At 70.8% G+C, this 23,429-nt stretch carries 24 protein-coding genes; 15 read left to right on the forward strand and 9 right to left on the reverse strand.

The window, feature by feature from the left end:
• The first annotated feature begins 84 nt into the window (after positions 1 to 84).
• The gene (locus C8E96_RS32845) at positions 85 to 543 is read left to right on the forward strand and encodes a hypothetical protein (protein ID WP_091371054.1); all 459 of its coding nucleotides are present in this window, start codon (positions 85 to 87) and stop codon (positions 541 to 543) included.
• Positions 540 to 992: a ferritin-like domain-containing protein gene (locus C8E96_RS32850; RefSeq protein WP_091371053.1), complete on the forward strand. Its 453-nt coding sequence runs from the start codon at positions 540 to 542 to the stop codon at positions 990 to 992. The genes C8E96_RS32845 and C8E96_RS32850 overlap by 4 nt, the downstream gene beginning before the upstream one ends.
• Here the strand turns inward: C8E96_RS32850 and C8E96_RS32855 are convergent.
• Positions 989 to 1,666, reverse strand: coding sequence for a hypothetical protein (locus C8E96_RS32855; protein WP_091371052.1), 678 nt, complete (start codon positions 1,664 to 1,666; stop codon positions 989 to 991). The two genes, C8E96_RS32850 and C8E96_RS32855, sit on opposite strands and share 4 nt — an antisense overlap.
• A gap of 139 nt (positions 1,667 to 1,805) precedes the next feature.
• Positions 1,806 to 2,813, reverse strand: coding sequence for an aminotransferase class V-fold PLP-dependent enzyme (locus tag C8E96_RS32860; RefSeq protein WP_091371051.1), 1,008 nt, complete (start codon positions 2,811 to 2,813; stop codon positions 1,806 to 1,808).
• A 23-nt stretch (positions 2,814 to 2,836) separates the two neighbouring features.
• Here C8E96_RS32860 and C8E96_RS32865 point away from each other — a divergent pair, with 23 nt between their 5' ends.
• On the forward strand, positions 2,837 to 3,247 hold the full coding sequence (locus C8E96_RS32865) for a YjbQ family protein (protein ID WP_091371050.1): 411 nt from the start codon (positions 2,837 to 2,839) through the stop codon (positions 3,245 to 3,247).
• A 4-nt stretch (positions 3,248 to 3,251) separates the two neighbouring features.
• Here C8E96_RS32865 and C8E96_RS32870 read toward each other — a convergent pair whose 3' ends face one another.
• The gene (locus C8E96_RS32870) at positions 3,252 to 4,256 is read right to left on the reverse strand and encodes a YhgE/Pip domain-containing protein (protein WP_091371049.1); all 1,005 of its coding nucleotides are present in this window, start codon (positions 4,254 to 4,256) and stop codon (positions 3,252 to 3,254) included.
• A gap of 102 nt (positions 4,257 to 4,358) precedes the next feature.
• Here C8E96_RS32870 and C8E96_RS32875 point away from each other — a divergent pair, with 102 nt between their 5' ends.
• The 3 genes from C8E96_RS32875 to C8E96_RS33665 are packed head-to-tail and all read left to right on the forward strand — an operon-like array spanning position 4,359 to position 6,819.
• Entirely contained in the window at positions 4,359 to 5,063 is a 705-nt protein-coding gene (locus C8E96_RS32875; RefSeq protein WP_091371048.1) for a hypothetical protein, read from the forward strand.
• A 50-nt stretch (positions 5,064 to 5,113) separates the two neighbouring features.
• Positions 5,114 to 5,857 carry an HAD family hydrolase gene (locus C8E96_RS32880; RefSeq protein WP_228769713.1) on the forward strand — a complete coding sequence of 248 codons (744 nt, stop codon included), beginning with the start codon at positions 5,114 to 5,116 and terminating at the stop codon, positions 5,855 to 5,857.
• Positions 5,854 to 6,819 carry a hypothetical protein gene (locus C8E96_RS33665; protein WP_166658203.1) on the forward strand — a complete coding sequence of 322 codons (966 nt, stop codon included), beginning with the start codon at positions 5,854 to 5,856 and terminating at the stop codon, positions 6,817 to 6,819. Before C8E96_RS32880 ends, C8E96_RS33665 begins: the two co-directional genes overlap by 4 nt.
• Positions 6,820 to 6,881: 62 nt before the next feature.
• Here C8E96_RS33665 and C8E96_RS32890 read toward each other — a convergent pair whose 3' ends face one another.
• On the reverse strand, positions 6,882 to 8,630 hold the full coding sequence (locus C8E96_RS32890) for a proline--tRNA ligase (protein ID WP_091371046.1): 1,749 nt from the start codon (positions 8,628 to 8,630) through the stop codon (positions 6,882 to 6,884).
• 117 nt (positions 8,631 to 8,747) lie between these two features.
• Between C8E96_RS32890 and C8E96_RS32895 the strand changes: the two genes are divergently transcribed.
• Positions 8,748 to 9,113, forward strand: coding sequence for a VOC family protein (locus C8E96_RS32895; RefSeq protein WP_091371444.1), 366 nt, complete (start codon positions 8,748 to 8,750; stop codon positions 9,111 to 9,113).
• Here C8E96_RS32895 and C8E96_RS32900 read toward each other — a convergent pair.
• A complete protein-coding gene (locus C8E96_RS32900; RefSeq protein ID WP_166658204.1) occupies positions 9,103 to 10,053 on the reverse strand; it encodes a GNAT family N-acetyltransferase in 951 nt (316 codons plus the stop codon). The genes C8E96_RS32895 and C8E96_RS32900 overlap by 11 nt on opposite strands.
• A gap of 77 nt (positions 10,054 to 10,130) precedes the next feature.
• Between C8E96_RS32900 and yaaA the strand changes: the two genes are divergently transcribed.
• The 5 genes from yaaA (at position 10,131) to C8E96_RS32925 (ending at position 14,994) form a co-directional block, all read left to right on the forward strand.
• Positions 10,131 to 10,871 carry a peroxide stress protein YaaA gene (gene yaaA / locus C8E96_RS32905; protein WP_091371044.1) on the forward strand — a complete coding sequence of 247 codons (741 nt, stop codon included), beginning with the start codon at positions 10,131 to 10,133 and terminating at the stop codon, positions 10,869 to 10,871.
• Positions 10,872 to 11,045: 174 nt separating this feature from the next.
• Positions 11,046 to 12,005, forward strand: coding sequence for a serine protein kinase RIO (locus tag C8E96_RS32910; RefSeq protein WP_091371043.1), 960 nt, complete (start codon positions 11,046 to 11,048; stop codon positions 12,003 to 12,005).
• Between the two features lie 259 nt (positions 12,006 to 12,264).
• Entirely contained in the window at positions 12,265 to 13,914 is a 1,650-nt protein-coding gene (locus C8E96_RS32915) for a DEAD/DEAH box helicase (RefSeq protein ID WP_091371042.1), read from the forward strand.
• A 76-nt stretch (positions 13,915 to 13,990) separates the two neighbouring features.
• Entirely contained in the window at positions 13,991 to 14,614 is a 624-nt protein-coding gene (locus C8E96_RS32920) for a hypothetical protein (RefSeq protein WP_133794943.1), read from the forward strand.
• Positions 14,608 to 14,994: a hypothetical protein gene (locus tag C8E96_RS32925; RefSeq protein WP_133794945.1), complete on the forward strand. Its 387-nt coding sequence runs from the start codon at positions 14,608 to 14,610 to the stop codon at positions 14,992 to 14,994. The genes C8E96_RS32920 and C8E96_RS32925 overlap by 7 nt, the downstream gene beginning before the upstream one ends.
• Before the next feature lie 6 nt (positions 14,995 to 15,000).
• Here the strand turns inward: C8E96_RS32925 and cobA are convergent, their stop codons facing one another.
• Together cobA and C8E96_RS32935 are read right to left on the reverse strand one after the other, a co-directional pair.
• Positions 15,001 to 16,224: a uroporphyrinogen-III C-methyltransferase gene (gene cobA, locus C8E96_RS32930; protein WP_091371040.1), complete on the reverse strand. Its 1,224-nt coding sequence runs from the start codon at positions 16,222 to 16,224 to the stop codon at positions 15,001 to 15,003.
• 48 nt (positions 16,225 to 16,272) lie between these two features.
• Positions 16,273 to 16,779 (reverse strand): winged helix-turn-helix domain-containing protein, encoded by a 507-nt coding sequence (locus C8E96_RS32935; protein WP_133794947.1) that lies wholly within the window; start codon positions 16,777 to 16,779, stop codon positions 16,273 to 16,275.
• Positions 16,780 to 17,085: 306 nt separating this feature from the next.
• On the opposite strand from C8E96_RS32935, the gene C8E96_RS32940 reads away from it, so the two are divergent.
• The 3 genes from C8E96_RS32940 (at position 17,086) to C8E96_RS32950 (ending at position 22,090) form a co-directional block, all read left to right on the forward strand.
• Positions 17,086 to 20,634 (forward strand): carboxypeptidase regulatory-like domain-containing protein, encoded by a 3,549-nt coding sequence (locus C8E96_RS32940; RefSeq protein WP_166658205.1) that lies wholly within the window; start codon positions 17,086 to 17,088, stop codon positions 20,632 to 20,634.
• 287 nt (positions 20,635 to 20,921) lie between these two features.
• Positions 20,922 to 21,875, forward strand: coding sequence for an acyl-CoA desaturase (locus C8E96_RS32945; RefSeq protein ID WP_091371037.1), 954 nt, complete (start codon positions 20,922 to 20,924; stop codon positions 21,873 to 21,875).
• Complete coding sequence (locus C8E96_RS32950) at positions 21,872 to 22,090, forward strand: hypothetical protein (protein ID WP_091371036.1); 219 nt, start codon at positions 21,872 to 21,874, stop codon at positions 22,088 to 22,090. Before C8E96_RS32945 ends, C8E96_RS32950 begins: the two co-directional genes overlap by 4 nt.
• On the opposite strand, the gene C8E96_RS32955 is transcribed toward C8E96_RS32950, so the two are convergent.
• Positions 22,069 to 22,467: a DUF6292 family protein gene (locus C8E96_RS32955; RefSeq protein WP_091371442.1), complete on the reverse strand. Its 399-nt coding sequence runs from the start codon at positions 22,465 to 22,467 to the stop codon at positions 22,069 to 22,071. The two genes, C8E96_RS32950 and C8E96_RS32955, sit on opposite strands and share 22 nt — an antisense overlap.
• A gap of 54 nt (positions 22,468 to 22,521) precedes the next feature.
• Positions 22,522 to 23,418, reverse strand: coding sequence for an NAD-dependent epimerase/dehydratase family protein (locus C8E96_RS32960; protein WP_091371035.1), 897 nt, complete (start codon positions 23,416 to 23,418; stop codon positions 22,522 to 22,524).
• Positions 23,419 to 23,429: the final 11 nt, after the last annotated feature.

Below are 23,429 nucleotides of genomic sequence, written 5' to 3' on the forward strand. Positions count from 1 at the left end.
GGCGATCATCCGGCAGCGTGGCAGGCCCGAACGGGTGGCCTGGCAGGATGACTTACTGTGATCCCCTCGGCGAGACAGACAACGGTGAGCCGCCGCGCGTTGTTCCGCGCGGCCGGTGCCACAGCCGCCACGGTCGCGGTGGGCGCGTGCACGGGCGAGCCGGACAAGCCACGGCCACCGGACCCCCTGGTCGAGCTGGCCGCGCAGGCCCGCGCCGACGCCGAAGCGGCCACCGCGATGGCCGCGCTGGTCCCCCCGGCCGCCGAGATCGCCTCGATCCGCGGCGAGCACGCGAAGGTGCTGCAGGCCGAGGTCGACCGCGAACGGCCGCCGGTGAGCAGCTCGGGCGCGCCCGCCCCGACGTCGGCTTCGCCACAGGCGACGCCGTCGGACGCCGCCACCGCCCGGCAGCAGCTGTTGGACGCCCTGATCGCGGCCGAGGAGAAGGCCTCGGCGGTGGTCCCGGCCGTCCCCCGCTACCGCGCGGGCATGGTCGGCTCGGTCGCCGCGGCGTGCGCGAGCCTGCGGGAGGTCCTGGCATGAACCAGCAACCCACACTTCCGGACGACACCGTGGCAGCCGTTCAGGCCGCGCTCGGCACGGAGCATGCCGCGATCTGGGTGTACGGCCTGGTCAGCGCCTTCCTCAAGGCGTCATTCGACGCCCCGATCCGCGACGGCGCCACGGCCCACCGCGCCCGCCGCGACGCGATCGCACGGCTGCTGGGGCGGTTCGGGAAGACGCCGGAGCCCGCGAAGGCGGCGTATCTGACCCCGCAGCCCGTGACCGACGAGGCCTCGGCGCTGGCGGTGCTGGTGACGGCCGAACAGGACGCCACGGTGGCGTGGCGGGCGGCGCTGGAACGGTGTGACGACGCCGACGTGCGGAAGACGGCGTTGGAGGGTCTGACGTCGGCGGCGGTGCGGGCGACGAGGTGGCGCAAGCTGGCCGGAATCGCCCCGCTCACTTCCGCGCAGCCGGGGCTTCCCTAGATCTTGGCGCCCAGCCTGATCGCGTCGGCGCACACGTCATCCAGCAGCTTCTCGGCCACTTTGTCCTTTTTGTATTTCTTGGCATCCACGGCGAAGTCGGCCTCGACGATCGTCACGTCGCGGCCCACCACGGTGGAGGCATAGCCGTCGTTGCCGGTGAGGCGCTCGACTCCCGCGATCTTGACGGCGCCGCCCTTCACCACGTCGCTGATGTTGCCGGTGCCCGACTGCTCGGTCAGGTCCTCCAGGGCCTGCGCGTCCTCATCGGAGCGCATGCGGACCCTGGAGACCGAGACCAGAATCTCCTTGCCATCGACCTGAGTCGTGTAGAGCGCCTGGGCGAGCGACTCGCATGGCGTTCGCCGAAGAAACGTCTGGATGTCGTCGTAGGCGTGCTTCGCGCAGTCGGTCTCTCTGCTCGGATTCGGCATGCTCTTGTGGGCGACGAACTTGTAAACGCCCTCTTGGGGAGCGGGCGTGGTTTGCTGCGGACCGGCACCGCCACCGGCAGATTTGTCGTTGATCTGGATGTACCAGTAGACAACCCCCGACAGGACGGCCACCGCCACCAGGCCCAGGATCCGCATCGCCCACGTCATCGCCGGGGCGGGCTCCGGTTCGGGCTGCTCCTCGGTGAACCGGAACGGCTCGTCGCGGCGGGGCGCGTCCGTCACGCGCGGGATCCACTCCGTCTCACCGGGGCGGTGCTGCGGAGGCTGTCCTGGACGCTGGGGTGCCGACACGACTGGTCACCGTAAACGGTCTGGGCGCCGCGCGTCAGGTCGACTGGTGAATTAGTTGCGAATGTCCAGTTCAGCGCAGTGCGGCCAGCGCGAGGTCGACATCCTCCTCGGTCGAGTACAGGTGGAACGCCAGCCGCGTGCGGCCCGCGCGGGACGCGCAGCGGATGCCGGCGGCGATCAGGGATTCCGCGGGGCGGTCGATGGACACGATGGCCGAGCCCGCGGGCGGCAGGTCCATGCCCGCCAGGAACTTGTCGGCGAGGCCGACGCAGTGGGCGTGGACGTCGTTCATGTCCAACCCCGCGAGCCACGGCAGCGCGCTCGCGGCGCCGACCTGGGCGAACCAGTCCGGGGACAGGTCGAACGCCCGCGCGCTCGACGCGAGGCGCAGTGGGAGGCCGTAGACGGTGTCCCACGGGTCCTCCCCCGCGTACCAGTTGGCGCCGACCGGCTTGGTCAGCTCCTCGGCGTCCGGCCGGATCGCCAGCCAGGCCGACCCGCGCGGGGACATCAGCCACTTGTAACTGCCGCCGACCACCCAGTCCGCCCAGCCGAGGTCGAGCGGCAGCCAACCCGCGGCCTGCGTGACGTCGAGCAGCACCCGGGTGCCGGAGGCGCGCAGGCCTGCCAAGTCGACGATCGAGCCGTCGGCCGACTGCACGACGCTGACCGCGACAAGGTCGAACTCGGACGCGCGCTCGGCGATCTGGGCGAGCGGCACCTCCGTGACGGTGATTCCGCGACCCTGCGCGGCGAACGGGAACGTCGCGCTGGTGAACTCGCCTGCCGCGACGAGCACCCTGGTCCCGTCGGGAATGCCCGAGGCGACCTGCCCGACCAGCTGGGACACGCCCGACGCGATCGCCACCCGGTCGGCGTCGACGCCGACGATCCGGGCCCACGCGGCCCGTGCGGTCGCGACCGGCTGGTCGAACTCGGGGGCGTTGATCTCCCCGCGTCGCCAGCGGTCGATCACCTCCGCCATGGCGTCGGCCGCGAAGGCCGGTGGGACACCGATGCTGGCGGTGTTGAGGTACCCGGCGGGGACGTCGAACCGCTCTCCGTAAGCCATGCGCACGCTTTCGACCTTACGGTGGACTCGTGCACAGTGAGGAAATCGAGATCAACACCGGGGACACCGAGGTCGTCGTGGACCTGACCGACCGGTGCGCCCGCTTCCTGACCGACGCCGACGCCACCGACGGCCTGCTCCACGTCTGGGTCCCGCACGCGACCGCGGGCCTGGCGGTGATCGAGACCGGCGCGGGCAGCGACACCGACCTCCTGCGGGCCCTGGGCGACCTGCTGCCCGCGGACAACCGCTGGCGGCACCGCCACGGCAGCCCCGGCCACGGCCGCGACCACGTCCTCCCGGCGTTCCTGCCGCCCTACGCGAGCATCCCCGTCATGGCCGGGACGCTCGCCCTGGGCACCTGGCAGTCGATCTGCCTGGTCGACACCAACACCGACAACCCGGTCCGCAAAGTCCGCCTCAGCTACCTCCCGGCCTGACGGTTCAGACCGGCTGCGCGACCCGTTCGGCGTCCGGCGCCGCCGCGGGGGCGGTCCGGTTCGGCAGCAGCAACAGCACGAGCCCGGCCACCGCCATCGACCCGAGCACGACCACGCCGAACCGCACGTCCGGGGCTGACCCCGTGCCCTGCAGCAGGCTCCGCAGCCCCTCGGCGGAGAAGCGGAACGGGGTCCACGACCACAGCAGCGCCCGGTACGCCGGGTTCAGCAGTTCCGGCACCTGCCCCGCCACGGCGGGCGCGATCAGGTACAGCGGCCCGAGGATCGCCGCCGCCCGGATGCCCAGGACCCGCAGCAGGCCACCCTGGATCGACACGAACGCCACCGCGGCGAGGAGCAGGAAGCCGAGCACGTCCCAGGTCAGCGGCAGCGCCGAGTCCCACAGGGCCAGCAGCCCGACCACCGCGGCCACCGTCGTCACGCTCGCCGCCGCCACCAAGGCCAGGCGGTGGCGCCGACCGACCCGCAGACCGAGCCGCGCCGACGCCGCCACGAGCCCGATTCCCGCGACCAGCCCGCCGACCCACAGCAGGGCGGTCGCCGCCAGCGGGGCCGTGCGGCCCGCGACGCTGACCGGGTTGAGCGTGACGGTGGTGACCTGGGCGCCCATCGCCTGGGCGGCTCCGGTCAGGACCTGCTGGGCGATCTGGGTGCCCTGCGGATTGACTGCGCCCGACAGCACGATCGTCGCGCCCACACCGTTGGCCGCGGGAGCCAGTTCGAGGACTCCGTAGACACCCTTGTCCGCCAGCCGCTGCCGCGCGCCCTCGGGCGTGTCCACCCGCCAGGACACCGTCTCGCCCCCGTGCGAAGCGATCCGGTCGGCCATGGGCCGCAGCGGCCCGGACGCCGAGATGGCCAGCGGGACGGCGTCGGGACGGGACGTGGCCTGGGCGCCGAAAGTCAGCAGGCCGAGCACCGCCGCGACGAGCGCCCCCGCGATCGACAGCGCCAGGACGAGCGCGCCCGTCCGCTTCGGTCCGGACATGTCTGCCTCCTGAGTTCATCGTGTGTTGAATTAGCACGGTACGCCTGGCCGCCGAGTCAGGTCAACAATCGTTGAATAACGGCACCCGCTACGGTCTGCGGTGTGCGAATCCAGCGGGCGGCCCTCGGCGCGATCTCGCTCGCGGTCCTCGCAGGCGCGATAGTCGCGGTGTCCACCCTCGGCTCGGCCGAGGAACCCCGGACCGAGGTCAGCGAGCCCCCGCGCCCCACCGCCACCCGCCAGGCCGCGCCGGTCGTCCCGACCGTGCCCGGCTGGCAGGTCGTCACCGACAAGACCGCGGCGCTCACCTACGAGGTCCCGCCCGGGTGGACCCTCGCCGAGGGGACCGAGACCCTGGAGTCCTCCAGCGGCGTCGAGCTGGGCCACCTCGCCGACTTCGGCCCGTACCTGTGCCAGGGCGCCGAGTACGGCCGCGCCCTCAGCGGCAGCGGCCTGACCCACGGCGACCCCGGGGACACCGCCACCGAACTCGCCGCGGCCGTGGCCGCCGACCAGTACAGCGACGGCAGCCAGACCGCCCAGGTCACCCTCTCCGCGCCGACCCCGATCACCCGCGGCGGCGTCCGGGGCACGGTCGTGCGGGCCGACGCCGAGGTCACCGCGGAGAGCGGGGACCACTGCGCGAGCACCAAGGGCACGGTCGTGGTCGTGGCGCTGAGCACGGCGGCGGGCACGTCGGTCGTCGTCCTCGCCGCCGACGCCGACACCGGGTCGACGCCGAGCGCCCCGCTCGTCAGCCCGGACGAGCTGCGGACGATCACCGACAGCGTGCGTCCTTCTGGCTGATCCATCCCAAGGGGCGGAAAGCTGTCGGCGAGCCGTGCCACCATGGCCTGGTGACCGCACCCTCCACCCTCGTGCTCTGGGACATCGACCTCACCCTCGTCGACTACAGCGGCATCGGCCGCCGCTGGTACGGCGAGGCGCTGACAACGGTGCTCGGCGTGGAGATCAGCCACGTCCCGGTGTTCCCCGGCCGCACGGAGCGCTCGATCACCACCGAGATCCTCCTGGCGCACGACGCCGAGCCCACCGAGGACAACATCGCCCGGATGTACGCCGAGCTGGTCCGCCTCGCCACCGAGGACGACCTGGCCACCGCGGGCCGCGCCCTGCCCGGCGCCACCGAGATCCTCGCCGCCCTGGCCGACCGCGACGACGTCGTGCAGTCGCTGGTCACCGGCAACCTGCCCGAGGTGGCCGCCCACAAGCTCATCCCGTTCGGCCTCGACGGGTTCATCGACCTCGAGATCGGCGGCTACGGCACGCTGTCCGAAGACCGCCACGAACTCGTCCTCGCCGCCATCGGCGCCGCGGGCGACAAGCACGCCACGACGTTCACCCCCGATTCGGTGATCGTCATCGGCGACACCCCGCACGACATCGCCGCCGCCCTGCACCACGACGCCGTCGGCATCGGCGTGGCCACCGGCAGGCACACCGCCGAGCAACTGGCCGCCGCGGGCGCCCACGCCGTCCTCGACGACCTGTCCGACACCCCCGCCGTGCTGGCTTGCCTGCTCGGATGCGTGGGTTCCGGCACACGGGCCAATGGGGGCCGGATACCGTTCCGGGCATGAGCACCCCAGGGGGTCCGTACTGGCAGGAACCGCAGCCGCAGTACCAAGTGGACCCGATGACCGGTCAGCCCGCGCCCTTCCAGGGCCAGCCCCAGCAACAGCAGCCCTACGGCGGCTACCAGGGTTTCGGCATGTACCAGCCGCCCGAGCCGCCCAAGAGCAACAACGCGCCGTGGATCATCGCGCTGGTCGCGCTGCTGGTCCTCGGCGGCGGCGGTGTCGGCGCCTACTTCCTGCTGAAGGACGATGACAAGCCGGAGCCGATCGCCGGGCCCGCGACAACGTCGTCGTCCAACCCGCCGACGACGACCAAGGGCAAGCCGTCGCCGACGAAGACCACGGCGAAGAAGCCGACGACGGCCAAGACCCCGACCGAGGTCGAGGAGATCAAGGTCGACGCGGTCACCCCCGGGTTCCAGGGCGTGCTGTCGTACAAGGAGAACGTCGCCTACGACGTGCCCACCGACTGGAAGATCCAGACGCCCGGCATGATCGTCGGCTTCGAGGACAACGAGGGCAAGCCGAAGGCGGTCATGCACGGCGTGTCGACGTATCGGGATAACGCCTGCACCAACGCGCGCGGGTCCCACCGGGGTCACGTCGGCCTCGTGTCCGCGGAGAACCTCGACCTCACCCTGGGCGCGAAGAACGGCGTGAAGATCTTCGCCGAGGCGGCCGCGCTGAACAAGGACAACTCCAAGGCGCCGGTCACCTTCACCGAGCCGGTCGCGACGAAGGTCGGCCAGGGCAAGATCGACGCGATGACCGCGAAGGGCACGCTGACGGTCAACCAGCCGGGCGAGTGCCCGTCGCCGACGGTCGAGTTCACCTCGGTGGCCTTCAAGATCGGCGGCGGCAAGACCGCGGTCTTCATCAGCTACATGGACCAGGGCGTCCCCGACGCGCTTCCGGCGGAAACGCTGCAGAAGATCATCGCGAGCCTGCGGATCTACGAGGGCTGACCACAAAGCAGACAAAGGGGTGCGGGGCCATCGGCCCCGCACCCCTTTGTCTTGTCTGTCGATCAGCCTCGAACAAGCCCAGTCAGATGAGCGACAACCTCATCGACGGCGACCTCGGTCTTCTCCCCGGTCGCCCGGTCCTTGACCTCGACCACGCCGTTGGCCAGCCCGCGCCCGACGACCACGATCGTCGGCACGCCGATGAGCTCGGCGTCCTTGAACTTGACCCCGGGCGAAGCCGGACGGTCGTCCAGCAGCACCGACAGGCCCGCGGCGTCCAGGTCGGCGGCCAGCTTCTCGCCGCCCTCGCGGAGGGTGTCGTCCTTGCCCGCGATCACCAGGTGGATGTCGGCGGGCGCGAGGCCACGCGGCCACACGATGCCCAGTTCGTCGTGGCTCTGCTCGACGAGGACCGCGACCAGCCGGGAGACGCCGATGCCGTAGGAACCCATGGTGATCCGCACGGGCTTCGAGTCCGGGCCGAGCGCGTCGAGGGCGAAGGCGTCGGCGTACTTGCGGCCGAGCTGGAAGATGTGGCCGATCTCGATGCCGCGCGCGGCGACCAGGGTGCCGCCGCCGTCGGGGGCGGGGTCGCCCTCGCGGACCTCGGCGGCCTCGATGGTGCCGTCGGGGGTGAAGTCACGGCCCGCGACGAGGTCGACCACGTGGTGGTCGGACTTGTCGGCGCCGGTCACCCACGCGGTGCCGGTGACCACGCGCGGGTCGACGAGGTAGGTGACCCCGTTGTCCTGCAACGCCTTCGGGCCGATGTAGCCCTTCACCAGGAACGGGTTCTTGGCGAAGTCGGCCTCGTCGAGGATGGCGACCTCGGCGGGCTCCAACGACGCTTCGAGGCGCTTCAGGTCGACCTCGCGGTCGCCGGGCAGGCCGACGGCCACGAGCTGCCACTCGGTCTCGCCGGGCTTGCGGGTCTTGAGGAGCACGTTCTTGAGCGTGTCCGCCGCCGTGAACGTGCGGCCCAGGTCCGCGCCGTTGAGGAAGTTGACCAGGGTCTCGATGGTCGGGGTGTCGGGCGTGTGGTGGACCTGCGCCTCGGGCAGCCCGTCGAGCGGGATCGCGGGGGGCGCCTGGGTGACGACGGCCTCGACGTTGGCCGCGTAGTCCGAGTCGGTGGCACGGACGAAGGTGTCCTCACCGGTCGCGGCGACGGCCAGGAACTCCTCGGAGGCCGACCCGCCCATCGCGCCGGAGGTGGCCGAGCAGATGACGTACTCGATGCCGAGCCGGTCGAAGATCTTGATGTAGGCGGCGCGGTGCTTCTGGTAGCTCTCGGACAGGCCGTCGTCGGTGAGGTCGAACGAGTACGAGTCCTTCATCAGGAACTCGCGGCCACGCAGGATGCCCGCGCGGGGACGCGCTTCGTCGCGGTACTTGGTCTGGATCTGGTACAGCGTGACCGGGTAGTCCTTGTACGAGGTGTACTCGCCCTTCACGGTGAGCGTGAACAGCTCCTCGTGGGTGGGGCCGAGCAGGTAGTCGCCGCCCTTGCGGTCCTTGAGGCGGAACAGGTTGGGGCCGTACTCGGTCCACCGGTTCGTCGCCTCGTAGGGCTCCTTGGGCAGCAGCGCGGGGAACTGGATCTCCTGGGCGCCCATGGCGTCCATCTCCTCGCGCACGACGCGCTCGATGTTGCGCAGCACGCGCAGGCCCAGCGGCAGCCACGAGTAACCACCCGGTGCGACGCGGCGGACGTACCCGGCGCGAACCAACAGCTTGTGGCTGGGCACCTCGGCGTCCGCCGGGTCCTCGCGCAGCGTGCGCAGGAACAACGACGACATCCTGGTGATCACAATGGACTCCTCTGGGCCTTCGTATAAAGCAGGTCAAAGCGTAGTGACCCACCCCTGGCCTGCGCATTCGGGTTACCCGGCACGGAATTGTCGGTGGTCGGGTGCAGCATGCCCGCCATGACCATCCACCTGGGCGGGACCACGATCGACTGCGAGAATCCGCGAGCACTGGCGGAGTTCTGGGCGGCCGCCATGGACTACAAGATCAGCGAAGACTACGGCGGCGAGTTCGTCATGCTGCTGCCCGAGGGCGGCACGCTCGGCGAGGTCCCGTACCTCGGCCTGCAGCGCGTGCCGGAGAAGCGCGACGGCAAGAACCGCGCGCACCTCGACTTCCACACCGAGGACCGGCTCGCCGAGGTCGAGCGGCTGGTCGGCCTCGGCGCGTCGGTGCTGGGCGAGGAGAAGATGCCCGGCCTGACGTGGTCGGTCCTCGCCGACCCGGAGGGCAACGAGTTCTGCGTCGCCTCGACTAGCGGATGAGCGCGTAGGTCGTCCACCGCTCGACGACGCTGAACCCACACCGCTCGTACACGCCGAGGGCACCGGTCGAGTTCCCGGTGTCCACGGCGAGCGTCACCGTGTCGTACCCGGCCGCGCGCGACTCCCGCAGCACCTGGGCGAGCAGCGCGGTCGCCACGCCGCGGCCGCGCCAGGCCTTGCGGGTGCCGACCTGGCCGAGCCACAGGTCCCGCAGCCCGGTGGCGGCGGTGTGGGCAGGCGAGTCGTAGCCCATGACGTAGGCGGCGATCTCGCCGGTCGCGTCGTCGCGCAGGACGACGGTCCGGTCCGGCGCGTACGCGGGGTTGCCCGTGTAATGCGCGGTCCAGTAGGCCGGGTCCGAAGGCGTGTTGCCCCAGTGCTCGGCGAAGCAGTCGTTGTGCGTGCGGCGCAGCTCGTCGTCGATGGCCGGGGTGTACCGCTCGACGGTGAGGCCGGGTGGAAACGGCAGGTCCGGGGTCTGTCCGTCGAGTTCGGCGCGCATGTCGAAGAACCAGCGGACCGGCACATACCCGGCGTTCACCAGCAGTGCCGTGTGCCCGGGGTTGCCTTCGTGGCTCGACGACCGCGGCTCGAGCCGCAGGTGCGGGCAGTGCACGGCATGCAGTTCCTCGGCCACCAGCACGAGTCGATCGAGCAGCTCCCGCCCGATCCCCCGCCGCCGGTGCGACGGCCGCACGTGCCCGTCGAGCGGCACCCCGTTGACCTCGGTCTTGCCCGTCTTGAACCAGGCGACGCCCTCGGCCACCAACAGGTCGCCGTCGAACCCGCCGACCGTGCCGGTGGTCGGGTCGGCCATCAGCTCGGCGAACTGTTCGGGCCCGGTGTGTTCGCCGGTCTTGTCGACCGCCTCGGCATCGGCCCGCAGGTCGAGCCACTGTTCGGCGTCGTCGGCGATCAGCTTCCGCCACGTGATGGTCATGCCCCCGACGGTACGACCGGCGCGGGTCAGGATCGACCGAATTACCGACGGCGCGGCCGCCGCTTTAAGCTCAGCCGGTGCTCGTGCTGCTGCCCCCATCGGAGACCAAGGCCGAGGGCGGCGCAGGCGCGCCCCTCGACCTCACCGCCCTGTCGTTCCCCGAGCTCACGCTGGTGCGTGAGCGGCTGGCCACGGCCCTGCGCGACCTGGCCGCGGACGTCCCGGCGAGCCTGGCCGCGCTCGGCCTCTCGCCACGCCAGGCCGACGAGGTCGCCCGCAACGCGGTGCTGCGCGAGTCGCCCACGATGCCCGCGCTGGAGCGCTACACCGGTGTCCTCTACGACGCCCTCGACGCGAAGTCGTTCACCAAGCCGCAGCGCAACCGGGCCAACCGCAGGCTGGCGGTGGCGTCGGCCCTGTTCGGCGTGGTGCGCACGGGCGACCAGATCCCGGCCTACCGCCTTTCCGGCGACACCGTGCTGCCCGGGGTCGGCGGCCTGCGGACGCTGTGGCGGGCCGACCTGGAGAAGACGCTGTCCACAGTGGACGACCTGGTGGTCGACCTGCGCTCGGGCGCCTACGCCAACCTGGCCGCGATCCCGCACGCCGTGACCGTCCGCGTGGTCACCGATGACGGCACGGGCAGGCGCAAGACGGTCAGCCACTTCAACAAGGCCTACAAGGGCAAACTCGCCGCCGCCTTGGCACTGGCCCCGCGCGAACCGGGCTCCATCCGCACCCTGATCTCGGTGGCCGCGGCCAACGGGATGCGGCTCGAACCGACCGGCAAGAAGTCGCTCGACCTGATCGTCGTTTAATTCGATTGACCGCCCTGACCTGGGCGGGCAAGCTGTGCGCGACAGAGGCGAAGACGGACCTGAGGAGGTGCCCCGTGGTGATGACTGTCCCTGTGGCGGCACCAGCCCGGCCACTCGCCCCACGTCGCTGACTCTCGCGGTGGGGCTTCCTTCCCAGGTCTAGGAGACCCACCAGTGCGAAAGCACGAGTTCACCGACGAGTTCGACAGTTTCGACAGCTCCCCGCGCGGCCGCATGCGCCGTGTCCGGTTCGACGACGACCCTCAGCCCCAGCGCAGCGGCAGGCTCACCGAGGCCGAGAAGGCCCGGCTGGCCCGCGTGCGCGACGACGCCTACACCGCCGCCGAGGAACTCCCCGACGGCGCGGACCGCTGGTCCACGTGGGGCGACAGCGAGCAGGGGCCGCACCCGCGGCCCGACTGGCTGATCACCGACCTAGCCGCGGCCGACACCGAGTTGGGCGTGCTCAAGACCGGCAAAGAGGCCGACGTGTTCGTCATCGAACGCGCCGTCCCCGACGGTCCGCGCTGCCTGCTGGCCGCCAAGCGGTACCGCAGCGGCGAGCATCGGATGTTCCACCGCGACGCGGGCTACCTCGAGGGCAGGCGGATGCGCCGCTCCCGCGAGATGCGCGCGATGGCCAACCGCAGCGCGTTCGGCCGCAACCTGATCGCCGAGCAGTGGGCGGTCGCGGAGTTCGCCGCGCTCACCCGCCTGTGGTCCATCGGCGCCCCGGTGCCGTACCCGGTGCAGCGCGACGGCACCGAGATCCTCCTGGAGTTCCTGCGCGACGAGGACGACCAAGCCGCGCCCAGGCTCGCCCAGCTCCGCCCGGAGCGCGACGAGCTGCGGGAGCTGTGGGAGCAGCTCGTCGCGGGACTGGAGCTGTTCGCGGTCGTGGGTCTGACCCACGGCGACCTGTCGGCGTACAACACGCTTGTCCACGATGGACACCTGATGCTGATCGACCTCCCCCAGGTCGTCGATCTCATCGCCAATCCGCGCGGTCCGGAGTTCCTGGCACGTGACGTTGCCAACATTTCGGGCTGGTTCCGCTCTCGCGGATTGCCCGATGACGTCGCCGATCCGGGCACTTTGACCGCTCGTCTGCTGGTCACGGCCGGTATCGACTGATCGGCCCGGGGAACGGCGTACGTGATCCTGGTCCCTTGGTGCGCGCTCGCTACTGGGTGTGCGCTAACCTAGACACGCATCGTGAGCGACACACGTACGTCGTTCCCCGCCCGGCAACCTAATGACCGCCGGATGGCCAGCGGTGCCACCCGCAACTAACGGCGTGACATACGCGCCGGGCCCGTCCGTGTGAATGCCTGCCGGTCTCCTTTGAAGAGAGCGGAGCCTCCCGAGACGTGCCACGTCCGGAGAGGACCCCGTGCAGAATACTGCCCTGCCCACGAACGACCAGATTTCGAACGACATCGCTGAAGAGGACCGCAAGCCCCGCCACCGCCAGAGTGGCAAGGGCAAGCACGACCTTCATGAAGAAGGCGTCATCTCGTTCGCCGACCTCGGTCTGCCCCAGCCGCTGCTCAAGGCGCTGGCTGACGCAGGCATCTCTTCCCCCTTCCCGATCCAGGCCGCGACGCTGCCCGACGCCCTCAAGGGCAAGGACGTGCTCGGCCGCGCGCAGACCGGATCGGGCAAGACCCTCGCCTTCGGCCTCGCGCTGCTCGCCCGCCTTCAGGGTGGCCAGCCCCGCGCCCTGCGCCCCCGTGCGCTGATCCTGGTCCCCACCCGCGAACTCGCGCTGCAGGTGAGCGACGCGCTCACCCCGCTGGGCAAGTCGCTGGGCCTGTGGGTCCGCACCGCCGTCGGCGGCATGTCGTTCCCGCGGCAGTCCGACGCCCTCAAGCGCGGTGTCGACCTGCTGATCGCCACGCCGGGCCGGCTGTCGGACCACGTCCGCCAGGGCACCTGCATCCTGCACGACGTGCAGTACATGGCGATCGACGAAGCCGACCAGATGGCCGACATGGGCTTCCTGCCCCAGGTCCGCGAGATCATGGACCAGGCCGACCCGGACGCCCAGGTGCTGCTGTTCTCGGCGACGCTCGACGGTGACGTCGACCAGCTGATCAAGCGCTACATGAAGAACCCGGTCACCCACTCGGTCGCCCCGGCGACCGCCAGCGTGTCCACAATGGACCACCACATGCTGCTGGTGTCCAAGCAGGACAAGGCCGACGTCATCGCCGAGATGGCCGCCCGCGAGGGTCGCACGATCATGTTCGTGCGCACCAAGCACCACGTGGACCGTCTCGCCGACAAGCTGCGCTCGGTCGGCGTCCACGCAGGCGCCCTGCACGGCGGGAAGACCCAGGGTGCGCGCAACCGCGTCCTGAGCCAGTTCCGTGACGGCAACATGCCCGTCCTGGTCGCCACGGACGTCGCGGCCCGCGGCATCCACGTCGACAACGTCAGCCTGGTCGTGCACGTGGACCCGCCCGCCGACTCCAAGGACTACCTGCACCGCGCGGGCCGTACCGCGCGCGCCGGTGAGTCCGGCACGGTCGTCACGGTGGTCACCCACGACCAGCGCCGCACGGTCGTGCGGATGACGGACAAGGCGGGCGTCAAGCCGGAGAGCACCAAGGTGCGCCCCGGCGACCCGGACCTCGCGCGCATCACCGGTGCCCGCACCCCGTCCGGCGAGCCGGTCATCGAGCGGGTCGCCCCGGCCCGCCCGCCGCGCTCGGGCGGCCACACCCCGCGTCGGGGTGGCGGCGACTTCCGTCGTCGCACCGGCCGCGAGAGCCACGGCCACGAGGGCCGCTCCCGCGACGCGCACCACCCGCGTGACGACCGTCGCGACGCCCCCCGTGAGGGTGGCCCGCGCCGCGAGTTCCGCGACGGCCCCCGCCGCGACTTCCGCGACGGCCCGCGCACCGACGCTCCCCGTGGCGACGCCCCCCGCCGTGAGGGCCCCCGCCGCGAGTTCCGCGATGGTCCGCGTTTGGACGACCGCCGTTCGGCACCTGCCGGTGCCGCCCGTGGATCGCGCGACGGAGACCGCCGCTACTGATAGCCCGGTAAGACCCGGTAAGGCCGCCCCGAGACTCGTCTCGGGGCGGCCTTCCGCTTTGTTCAATGGGGGAAACATGATCAGGTTCTGGGCCGCCAGACGCCGCGTCCACATCCTTACGGTTCTCGCGCTCGTCGTGAGCCTCGCGGGCTGCGAGTCGAGCCCGCCTGCCGCACCGGTGACGCCCAACCCGGGGGCGGAGCAGGATCGCGGGCTGCCGCCGGTTCCGCCCGCCACACCGGCCACGCCCAACCCGAGGGCGGATGGGGATGTCGGGCTGCGACAGGTTCCACACACCGGCGGTCTCGCACTCGTCTTCGCCCAGCCTGAATTCGCATCCCAGGTTCTGTGCCAGGCGATCGACAAACAGGACTGGGAAAAAGTCCTCGGTGGCCGTGTGGCTCGCATCCTGAGCCGCCCACCGATCGCTGGGTGCACGATCGCCGCCGACACCGCCGAGGTGTTTCTCTCCTTGCGCGGACCCGGCCCCGAAACCTACGAACAGGGCAAGACCATTGGTGGTCGGCCCGCCGAGGAACACCCCGGCGACATCCGGACCTGGATCGCCGTCACCCTGTCCGACTCTCCTCGCGGCCGTACCAGTCTCACCGCCGAGTTTCATCCGAAGGTCCGCAGCCCGAGGCGAGCGCCAAGATGCCACTGCTCCGCAGGGCGCTCGAAACGATCGTGCCCGTGCTGACGGAGGAGACCGGTGAGCTGCCCGAGGTCGCCGAGGACGGAACCATGGCCTACACGGCCACGCCGTTGACCGGCGACGTGCTCGATCTCCCGGTGACCATCCAGAACCTGCAGCTCTGCACGCTCCTGCAGGAGCGACTGGGCGTGAAGGTCACGAAGGTGAGCTACCCGCTCGGCTGCTCGACCGAGACCGGGAGTGCCTCGTTCTGGTCCGCCGAAACCACTCTTGACGGTTACCCGGATTCCATCGCCGATCGTCCCGCCAAGATCGGGAAGGGGATCAACGTCAGACTCCGCGATGACGCGTGGGTCGATCTGGTGGTCACCGGTGACGACGCCAAGGCGATGGCCGAGCGAATCGTGCCTCTGCTGCCCAGGTGAGTCCCGCTACTGCTTGAACTCCAGCTCCGACACCAGCCCGGCCACCGGCCCGATGATCGTCACCGCGGGCGGTCGAATCCCTTGCGCCGCCACGTCGGCGGCCACGGAGTCCAAAGTGGACCGCAGGACCCGCTGATTGCGCGTCGTCCCCTCCTGCACAACCGCCACCGGGGTCGACGACGGGCGGCCGCCCTCGATCAGCGCGGCGGCGAACTGGTCGAGCTTGTCGACGCCCATCATCAGCACGATCGTCCCGCGCAGCTTGGCGAGGGCGGACCAGTCGGTGAGCGAGGTGTGGTCCGCGGGTCCGACGTGACCGGACACGACCACGACCTCGTGCGCCACACCTCGGTGGGTCACGGGCACATCAGCCACGGCCGGAACAGCGAAGGCCGAGGTGATGCCCGGAACCACGGTCACCGGCACGCCTGCCTGGGCGCAGGCGATCAGTTCCTCGAACCCACGGCCGAACAGGTACGGGTCGCCGCCCTTGAGGCGGACGACGAACTTGCCCGCGCGCGCGTGGGTGATCAGGGCTTCGTTGATGGCTTCCTGGGTGGCGGCGCGGCCGTAGGGGATCTTGGCCGCGTCGATCACCGTCACCGACGGCGGTAGTTCGTCGAGCAGGTCGCGGGGGCCGAGGCGGTCGGCGACGACCACGTCGGCCCGCGACAGCAGTCGCCTGCCGCGCACGGTGATCAGTTCCGGGTCGCCGGGGCCGCCGCCGACGAGGGCGACGCCGGGCAGTTCCGGGGTGCGGGCCTGATCGGACACCCGACCCTCCCGCAGCGCGTCGAGCAGGGCGTCGCGGACGGCGGCGGAGCGCTGGTGGGCGCCGCCTGCCAGGACGCCGACGAGCAGGCCGTCGTAGGAGCCGCTGGCCGGGGTGACCGCGCTGCCCTCGCTGCCCGCGTCGGCGCGGACGCAGAACACTCGGACACTTTCGGCCTCGGCGGCCACCGAGGCGTTGACGTCGGTGTCGGACGTGCAGCACAGCACGTACCAGGCGTCGGCCAGGTCGCCGTCGGCGTAGCGGCGTTCGTGCCAGGTCAGTTCGCCCGCGTCGGCCATGGCCTGCACGGACGGGGTGACTTCCGGCGCGATGACCTCGACCTTGGCGCCCGTGGCGACCAGTCGGGGGAGCCTGCGCTGCGCGACGGTGCCGCCGCCGACCACGACGACGCGGCGGCCCGCGAGATCGAGTCCGACCAGATAATGCTGCTCTGCCATTGCGCAAGCATGCCTGGTCCGCCGCCGGACGCCACTCACCCACGCCCGTCAGTGTGACGGAACTGGCACCTCGGCCACCCGCACCCGGTATCCGACCCCGCGCACCGACTCGACGACGACACCCGGCGCGCCCGTGCGCAACGACCGGCGCAATCGTTTGACAGCGGACACCACGGCCTGCGTGTCGCCCACATAGGGCCTGCCCCACACGTGCGTGGTCAGCTCCGCGAACGCCCACACCCGCCCGGGATCACCGGCCAGGGCGAACAGCAGGTCGAACTCCCGCGACGACAGCGTCACCCGTGTGCCGTGCCAGGTCGCCTCCCGCAGGTCGGCGTCGAGGCGCAGCTTGCCCTGTTCGACCACCCGGTGCGCGGGCAGCACCGACTCGCCGTCAAGGACGGCCCGCAGGGCGGACGAGTCGGGCAGGTAGAGCACCGCGACTTGGCCGTCGGTGGCCGCGGCCACGGCGGCGAGCTGATCGGCGGAAGTCCCCACGCAGAACACGAGCGGTGTATCCAGGCCACTGAGCACGCACACCCCCAGGCACGTCATCCACTGACAAGGCCTTTCGCCACAGGATTCGCTTTGTTACAGGTTTTACGACCGGCGGACCCCCTGTCGTGAGATCAGGGGTTGGCAATCCGGGCCGGGAGGGCGGCCGCGAGAAGACCTCGCACGACCGCGCGGAACGGCCGTTGCGCGCCGGCACACCGGCCGCGAATCGACCCGATACCGCCCGCCTGGGGTCCTTCACGGCGGATCACGGGTAGGGAAACGTCGAATGGAACCGGTGGTTATCAGCCAACTACCGGCGGTCACACGCGCGGGCACCCCTGACCGCACAAGATGGGAGCGACCTTGTTACCCCACCGTCATCCCGGCCGGGCCTGGCTGGTCCTGCTCACCGCTCTACTAGCCATGCTCAGCACCCTGACCGTCCCCGCCATGGCGGAGCCGGACCCGGCCGACAAGATCGAGCGGGCCGTCGCCGAAGCCTTGGAAGCCAAGGACAGCAGCGACTTCTGGGTGATGTTCACCGAGCAGGCCGACCTCACCGGGCCGTCCCAGGTCGCCGACTGGAACGCGCGCGGCCAGGCGGTGCTCGACGCGCTGCGCGAGACCGCGGACCGGAGCCAGGCCGCCGTCCGGGCCGACCTGAACGGCGCCCAGGTCGACTACCAGTCGTTCTTCATCGCCAACGCGCTGCTCGTGCGCGGCGGAACCACCGCCTTGGCCGACTCGCTGGCCAAGCGCGCCGAGGTCGCGTCGATCCTCGCGACGCACACCTACGCCCTGCCCACACCCCAGCCCGCCGCCGACCCGGGCGCGGTCGACGCGGTCGAGTGGGGCCTCGCCGCCATCAACGCCGACGACGTCTGGTCCGGGTTCGGTGTGCGCGGCGAAGGTGTCGTCGTCGGCAACATCGACTCCGGCGTGCAGTTCGACCACCCGGCGCTGGCCGCGAAGTACCGCGGCAACACCGGTTCGGGCACGGTCGACCACAACTACAACTGGTTCGACCCGTCCCGGGTCTGCGCGGGCGGCACGCCGTGCGACAACAACGGCCACGGCACCCACACGATGGGCACCATGGTCGGCGGCGACGGCGCCAACCAGGTCGGTGTCGCCCCCGGCGCACGCTGGATCGCGGCGAAGGGCTGCGAGTCCAACGGGTGCTCCGAGGCCGCACTGCTCGCCTCGGGCCAGTGGATGCTCGCCCCGACCGACTCGACCGGCGCGAACCCGCGTCCCGACCTGCGCCCGCACGTGGTCAACAACTCGTGGGGCTCGTCGAACGGCGGGACGATCGACCCCTGGTACCGGGCGACCGTGCAGGCCTGGCGCGCGGCGGGCATCTTCCCGTCGTTCTCCAACGGCAACTCCGGCCCCGGCTGCAACACCGCGGGCTCCCCCGGCGACAACCGCGAGTCGTTCTCGTCGGGCGCGTTCGATGTCAACGGCGCCATCGCGTCGTTCTCCAGCCGGGGCCCCGGTGAGAACGGCGACGTGAAGCCGAACCTGGCCGCGCCAGGGGTCAATGTGCGCTCGTCAGTCCCGGGCAACGGGTACGCGGCCAACAGCGGCACCTCGATGGCCTCGCCGCACACGTCCGGCACGGTCGCCCTGATGTGGTCGTCGGCGCCGAGCCTGGTCGGCGACATCGCCCGCACCGAAGCCCTGCTCGACGACACCGCCGTCGACGTCGACAACCTCACCTGCGGCGGCACGGCCGATGACAACAACGTGTTCGGCGAAGGCAAACTCGACGCCTACGCCGCCGTCGACCGTTCCCCACGCGGCCCGGTCGGCATGCTCACCGGCACCGTCACCGACGCGTCGACCGCCGCGCCGATCTCCGGGGCCAGGGTCGAGCTGACCGGCCCGAGCAACCGCTCGCTCCTGACTGGGGCACCTGGTTCGTATAGTTCCTCCCTTCCTGTCGGTGATTACACGATCTCGGTCTCAGCGTTCGGGTACGGCACACTCGCAGGCACGGTGTCCGTCGCCGAGGGACAGACGACGACGCGCGACGTCGCTCTGGTTCCCCAGCCCAGCAGCGACATCACCGGCGTCGTCCGCTCGTCGGCGGGACAGCCGGTGGCCAACGCGACTGTCCGGATCACTCCTGGGCCCATTCAGTCTGTCACTTCCGGGGCGGACGGCGCTTTTGTTATCCACAGGGTCCCGCACGGCGACTACCAGCTGACCGCGTCCGCGGGCGGCTGCGCCGATCCACGCACCCAGGCCCTGACCGTCGACGGCCCGGAGACCCTCGACTTCACCCTGCCGAACCGCTCGGATTCCTTCGGCCACCACTGCACCCTGGAGACAACGTCCTATGTGGAGGGTGACACCCCGCTGGCGCTGACCGGCGACGACCAGGCCACCCTGGTGCAGTTGCCGTTCGAGTTCTTCTTCTACGGCAAGACATACCGCGAAGCGCACGTCACGACCAACGGCCACGTCAACTTCCTGGCCCGCAGCACGGCATACGCGAACGCGGCGATCCCCGGCACCGCCGCGCCCAACGCGGCGATCTACCCGTTCTGGGACGACCTGCTCATCGACGCGTCCAGTCGGGTGATGACGAAAACCTCCGGCACCGCGCCGAACCGGGAATTCGTCATCGAGTGGCGCAACGCCACCTTCTTCCAGGCCACCACCACGCGCATCGACGTGGAGGCGGTCCTGTCGGAGAGCGGCGTGGTGTCCCTGCGCTATCGCAACCTTGATTCCGCGACCCCGAGGGAGACCGGCAGCTCAGCGACCGTCGGCATCGAGAACGCCACCGGAACCGTGGCGCTGCAGTACTCGCTCAACTCGCCGGTCTTGAACAACGCCCAGTCGATCCGCTTCACCCCGCCCGCCAGCGGCGTGCTGAGCGGAACCGTCACCGACGCCAACGACAGCCTGCCGGTCGCGGGCGCGGTGGTCCGGGCGATGAACGGCGCCACCGAGGTCGCCCAGACCACGACGGCCGCCGACGGCACCTACCGGCTGCGGCTGCTCGCCGCGGACTACGCGGTCGAGGTCACCAAGCAGCATTACGTGGCCAGTTCCTCGCCGCTGACCCTCACCGGCGACCACACCCAGAACGTGGCCCTGAACACGCCACGCGCGGAGCTGGACACCACTCCGCTGACGTTCCTCGCCGAGGCCGGACAGCTGCGCACCGCAACGCTGTCTCTGCGCAGCACCAGCGCCCTGTCGCTGGACTACAGCCTGAGCAGCGGCGCGTCGTGGCTGTGGGCGGTGCCGGGGACGTCAAGCGTCAAGCCCGAATCCGCGCAAGCGGTCACCGTGCGCGTCGACCCGGTCGGCCTGACGCCGGGGGTGCACGACTCGACCATCACCTTCAGCACCAACGCGGGCCGAACGCCCACGCTGACGGTCCCGGTCCGGCTCGTCGTCCCCGAATACCGAAGGGGAATCAACGTCGGCGGCAGCGGTCTGACCGACCGCAACGGCGATGTCTGGGTCGATGACCAGCGGTGGGCGCCGGGCGGTTCCGGCTACCTCAGCGCGGGCCCGGTCACGACCACCCGCAAGGCGATCGCGGGCACCGAGGACGACGCGCTGTTCCAGTCGCAGCGCGAAAGCGCGGGTGGCTACCGGTTCGACACGCTGCCCGCGGGCACGTACCAGGTGCAGCTGAACTTCGCCGAGCTGAACGCCTTCCAGCCGGTCGGCAGGCGGGTGTTCGACGTGTCGCTCAACGGGACGAAGGTGTTGCCGAACTACGACATCGCCGCCCGGGTCGGCGCGCTCACCGCCGACGTCCACGAGTTCTGGGTGACCGTCCCAGATGGAGGGTCGATCGCGATCGAACTCGCCGCGCTGGCGGGCAAGAAACCGCCAGTCCTCAACGCGGTGCGGATCACGCATCGTCCGGACCGGACCACGTAGTCAGAGCAGTAGTCCGATCACCCCGGAGGCAGCCTTCAGCACGATGGAGGTTGCCTCCGGGCGTTTCGGGGTATCCTGTGGGTAGTCGAGAGAATTCTCGGACCGGACCAGGAACCGTCCGTCTCGACGGACCGGGTGGTGGACAAGCCCCCGGATCGGGCCGCGAGCACCCCGGCAGACACACATGAGCGTGTCGTGGGACCAGGGTCGCGGACCCGCTGATTCCGCGTGTTCGTCCCGGACCCCGGTGAACAGGCACCCACGACACCCCGAGACGAGTTTCGGCCATGCCGGCAACACCATCATCGTCAGTTCTCGACCGACCGCCGAAAGCGCCCAAGCCGATCTTCGGCGAGCCCGCTTCGCGGACCGAGATCATCACGATCCGCGCGTTTCTGATCATCCCGTTCATCGCCCTGCTCGCCGCGATCCCGCTGATGTGGGGTTGGGGCGTGAGCTGGGTCGACCTGACGGTGGCCGCGGTGTTCTACACGGTGTCCACGCTCGGCGTGACCGTCGGCTTCCACCGCTACTTCACCCACGGCGCCTTCAAGGCCGCCCGACCGCTGCGGATCGCCCTGGCCATCGCCGGGATGCTGGCCGCGCAGGGCAGTGTCCTGGGCTGGGTCGCCGACCACCGCAGGCACCACGCGTTCTCCGACCGTGAGGGCGACCCGCACTCCCCCTGGCTGTTCGGCACGTCGCCCAAGGCGATCCTGCGCGGCTTCTGGCACGCGCACATGGGGTGGCTGTTCGGGCGCGACCGCACCAACATCGACCGCTTCGCCCCGGACCTCGCCGAGGACCGCGACATCCGGATGCTCGACAAGCTGTTCCCGCTCTGGGTGACGCTCAGCGTGGCGCTGCCCGCCGTCATCGGCGGTCTGGTCACCATGTCGTGGTGGGGCGCGCTGACCGGCTTCCTGTGGGCCGGACTGGCCCGCGTCGCCTTCCAGCACCACGTGACCTGGTCGACCAACTCGATCTGCCACATGATCGGCAGCCGCCCGTTCGCCAGCCGCGACCGCTCGGCCAATTTCTGGCCGCTGGCGATCCTGTCGATGGGCGAGTCCTGGCACAACTCCCACCACGCCGACCCGACCAGCGCCCGCCACGGCGTGCTGCGCGGTCAGATCGACATCTCCGCCCGCTTGATCTGGATCTTCGAGAAGCTCGGCTGGGTCTCGCAGGTTCGCTGGCCCACTCAGGAACGACTCGACAAGTTGGCGGTATCCAAGTGAACGAAGCGCTCACCGGTCCGATGTCCACCTTCGCCCGCTCCCGCTCCGACGCCCTGGACGACATGGTGTTGCAGCGCGGGCGCGCCGCGGTGGTCGTCGCGGGCCAGTCCAGCGGCGTCGAGGACTGCCGGGAACTGCTGCTCATGCTCGGGCTGGACGCGGGCACCGAGCGGCCGCACGACCCGCTGCTGGCCTACGTCGGCCCGGCGATGTAGCCGCTGAGCCGTTCGGCCAACGCCGCCCTGTCGCTCGCCGTCGCGGGCCGGTCCGTGCTCGTGGACCGGCCCGCGACGGCGTTCTCGACGAAGGCGGCGACGTCACGGGGCGCGGGGACGACGTCGGTGCTCAGCCTGGCCACGGTCTCGGCCGTGCCGGGCGGGTTGTGCTCGATCGCCAGCGACCACCCGGCGCGCTCGTCCCACAGGAGCATGAGGTCCTTGCCCGGCCGCCCGGGCAGCGCGACGTAGGCGGTGGCGGTGTCGCTGATCTCGCAGGAGGTTCCCTCGGCGGGCAGGTCGATGGCCTCGGCCACGGCACGCAGGTAGGCCTCCAAGCCGCGTCGGAGGGCGTAAGTGCTGTCCGCGTTGTTCACGTCGTGCACGTTACTTCAGTGCGACCGCCAGGCAATCTCGGTGAGGTACCGGGCTCACCGGGCGCCGACCTCCCGCCGCACCACCTCGGGCAGCCACGCGCGCACCGGCGAGAACTCGTGCTCGACCACCATGCCGAAGTCGGTCGGGTACGAGAACGGCGACAGATCCGCGTCGCCTAGCGGGTCGTCCACTTCCTCGATCACCGCGGCGCGCCCGGTCACGTCCTCGATCACCGCGCACAGGTCCCGCGCGCTCAGCCCGTCCGGCGAAGCCGCGTTGACCGGCCCGGTCACCGACGACTCGCTCAGCCAGGCCAGGAAGCCCGCGATCTCCTCCGAGTGCACGAACGACGACCGCCCAGGCGCCCGGTGCGTCGCGATCCTGGAACCCGCCAGCACGCGGTCGACGTGGAACGCGAGCCTGCCGGTGAACTCACCCTCGGCCAGCACATGGCCTGCCCGCGCGAACGCCACCGGGAAGTCCGCCGCGTCGGTCAGCGCGCTCTCGGCCTGGCGCTTGCCTTCGCCGTAGTGGGCGCCCGCGAAGTCCGGGTCCAGCCACGGCAGGGACACGTCGTACCCGTGGTCAGCCGGGTCCAGTTCGGTCGCCGCGGCGAAGGAGCGGACGCCGGGGACGGTCGTGTAGACCTCGATCGTCGAGGTCATGACCAGCCTGCGGGTGCGGCCCTGGAACGCCTTCGCGGCGGCGAGCGCGGCGACCGGCGAGTAGCACATCTGGTGGACGACGGCGTCGAACTCGTGGCCCGCCACCGCTTCGCTGAGCGCGACGACGTCGTTGGCGTCGGCGGACAGCCGCGACACCGTGTGGCCGAAGTCGTCGCCGGAGCGGCCCCTGGTCAGCACCGTGACCTTGTGGCCCTCGCCGAGCAGGCGCCTGACCAGGGTCTTGCCGAAGAACCGCGTGCCGCCGATGACACAGACGTGCCCCATATCTCCCCCTC

The sequence above is a fragment of the Actinokineospora alba genome (assembly GCF_004362515.1).
Classification (GTDB): Bacteria; Actinomycetota; Actinomycetes; order Mycobacteriales; family Pseudonocardiaceae; genus Actinokineospora; species Actinokineospora alba.

Bases quoted from the DNA above. Each gene is read 5' to 3' on its own strand.
- C8E96_RS32850 (WP_091371053.1), top strand. From the start codon at position 540: ATGAACCAGCAACCCACACTTCCGGACGACACCGTGGCAGCCGTTCAG.
- C8E96_RS32870 (WP_091371049.1), bottom strand. From the start codon at position 4,256: ATGTCCGGACCGAAGCGGACGGGCGCGCTCGTCCTGGCGCTGTCGATC.
- C8E96_RS33665 (WP_166658203.1), top strand. From the start codon at position 5,854: ATGAGCACCCCAGGGGGTCCGTACTGGCAGGAACCGCAGCCGCAGTAC.
- C8E96_RS32895 (WP_091371444.1), top strand. From the start codon at position 8,748: ATGACCATCCACCTGGGCGGGACCACGATCGACTGCGAGAATCCGCGA.
- C8E96_RS32900 (WP_166658204.1), bottom strand. From the start codon at position 10,053: ATGACCATCACGTGGCGGAAGCTGATCGCCGACGACGCCGAACAGTGG.
- C8E96_RS32920 (WP_133794943.1), top strand. From the start codon at position 13,991: ATGATCAGGTTCTGGGCCGCCAGACGCCGCGTCCACATCCTTACGGTT.
- cobA (WP_091371040.1), bottom strand. From the start codon at position 16,224: ATGGCAGAGCAGCATTATCTGGTCGGACTCGATCTCGCGGGCCGCCGC.
- C8E96_RS32935 (WP_133794947.1), bottom strand. From the start codon at position 16,779: ATGACGTGCCTGGGGGTGTGCGTGCTCAGTGGCCTGGATACACCGCTC.
- C8E96_RS32945 (WP_091371037.1), top strand. From the start codon at position 20,922: ATGCCGGCAACACCATCATCGTCAGTTCTCGACCGACCGCCGAAAGCG.
- C8E96_RS32960 (WP_091371035.1), bottom strand. From the start codon at position 23,418: ATGGGGCACGTCTGTGTCATCGGCGGCACGCGGTTCTTCGGCAAGACC.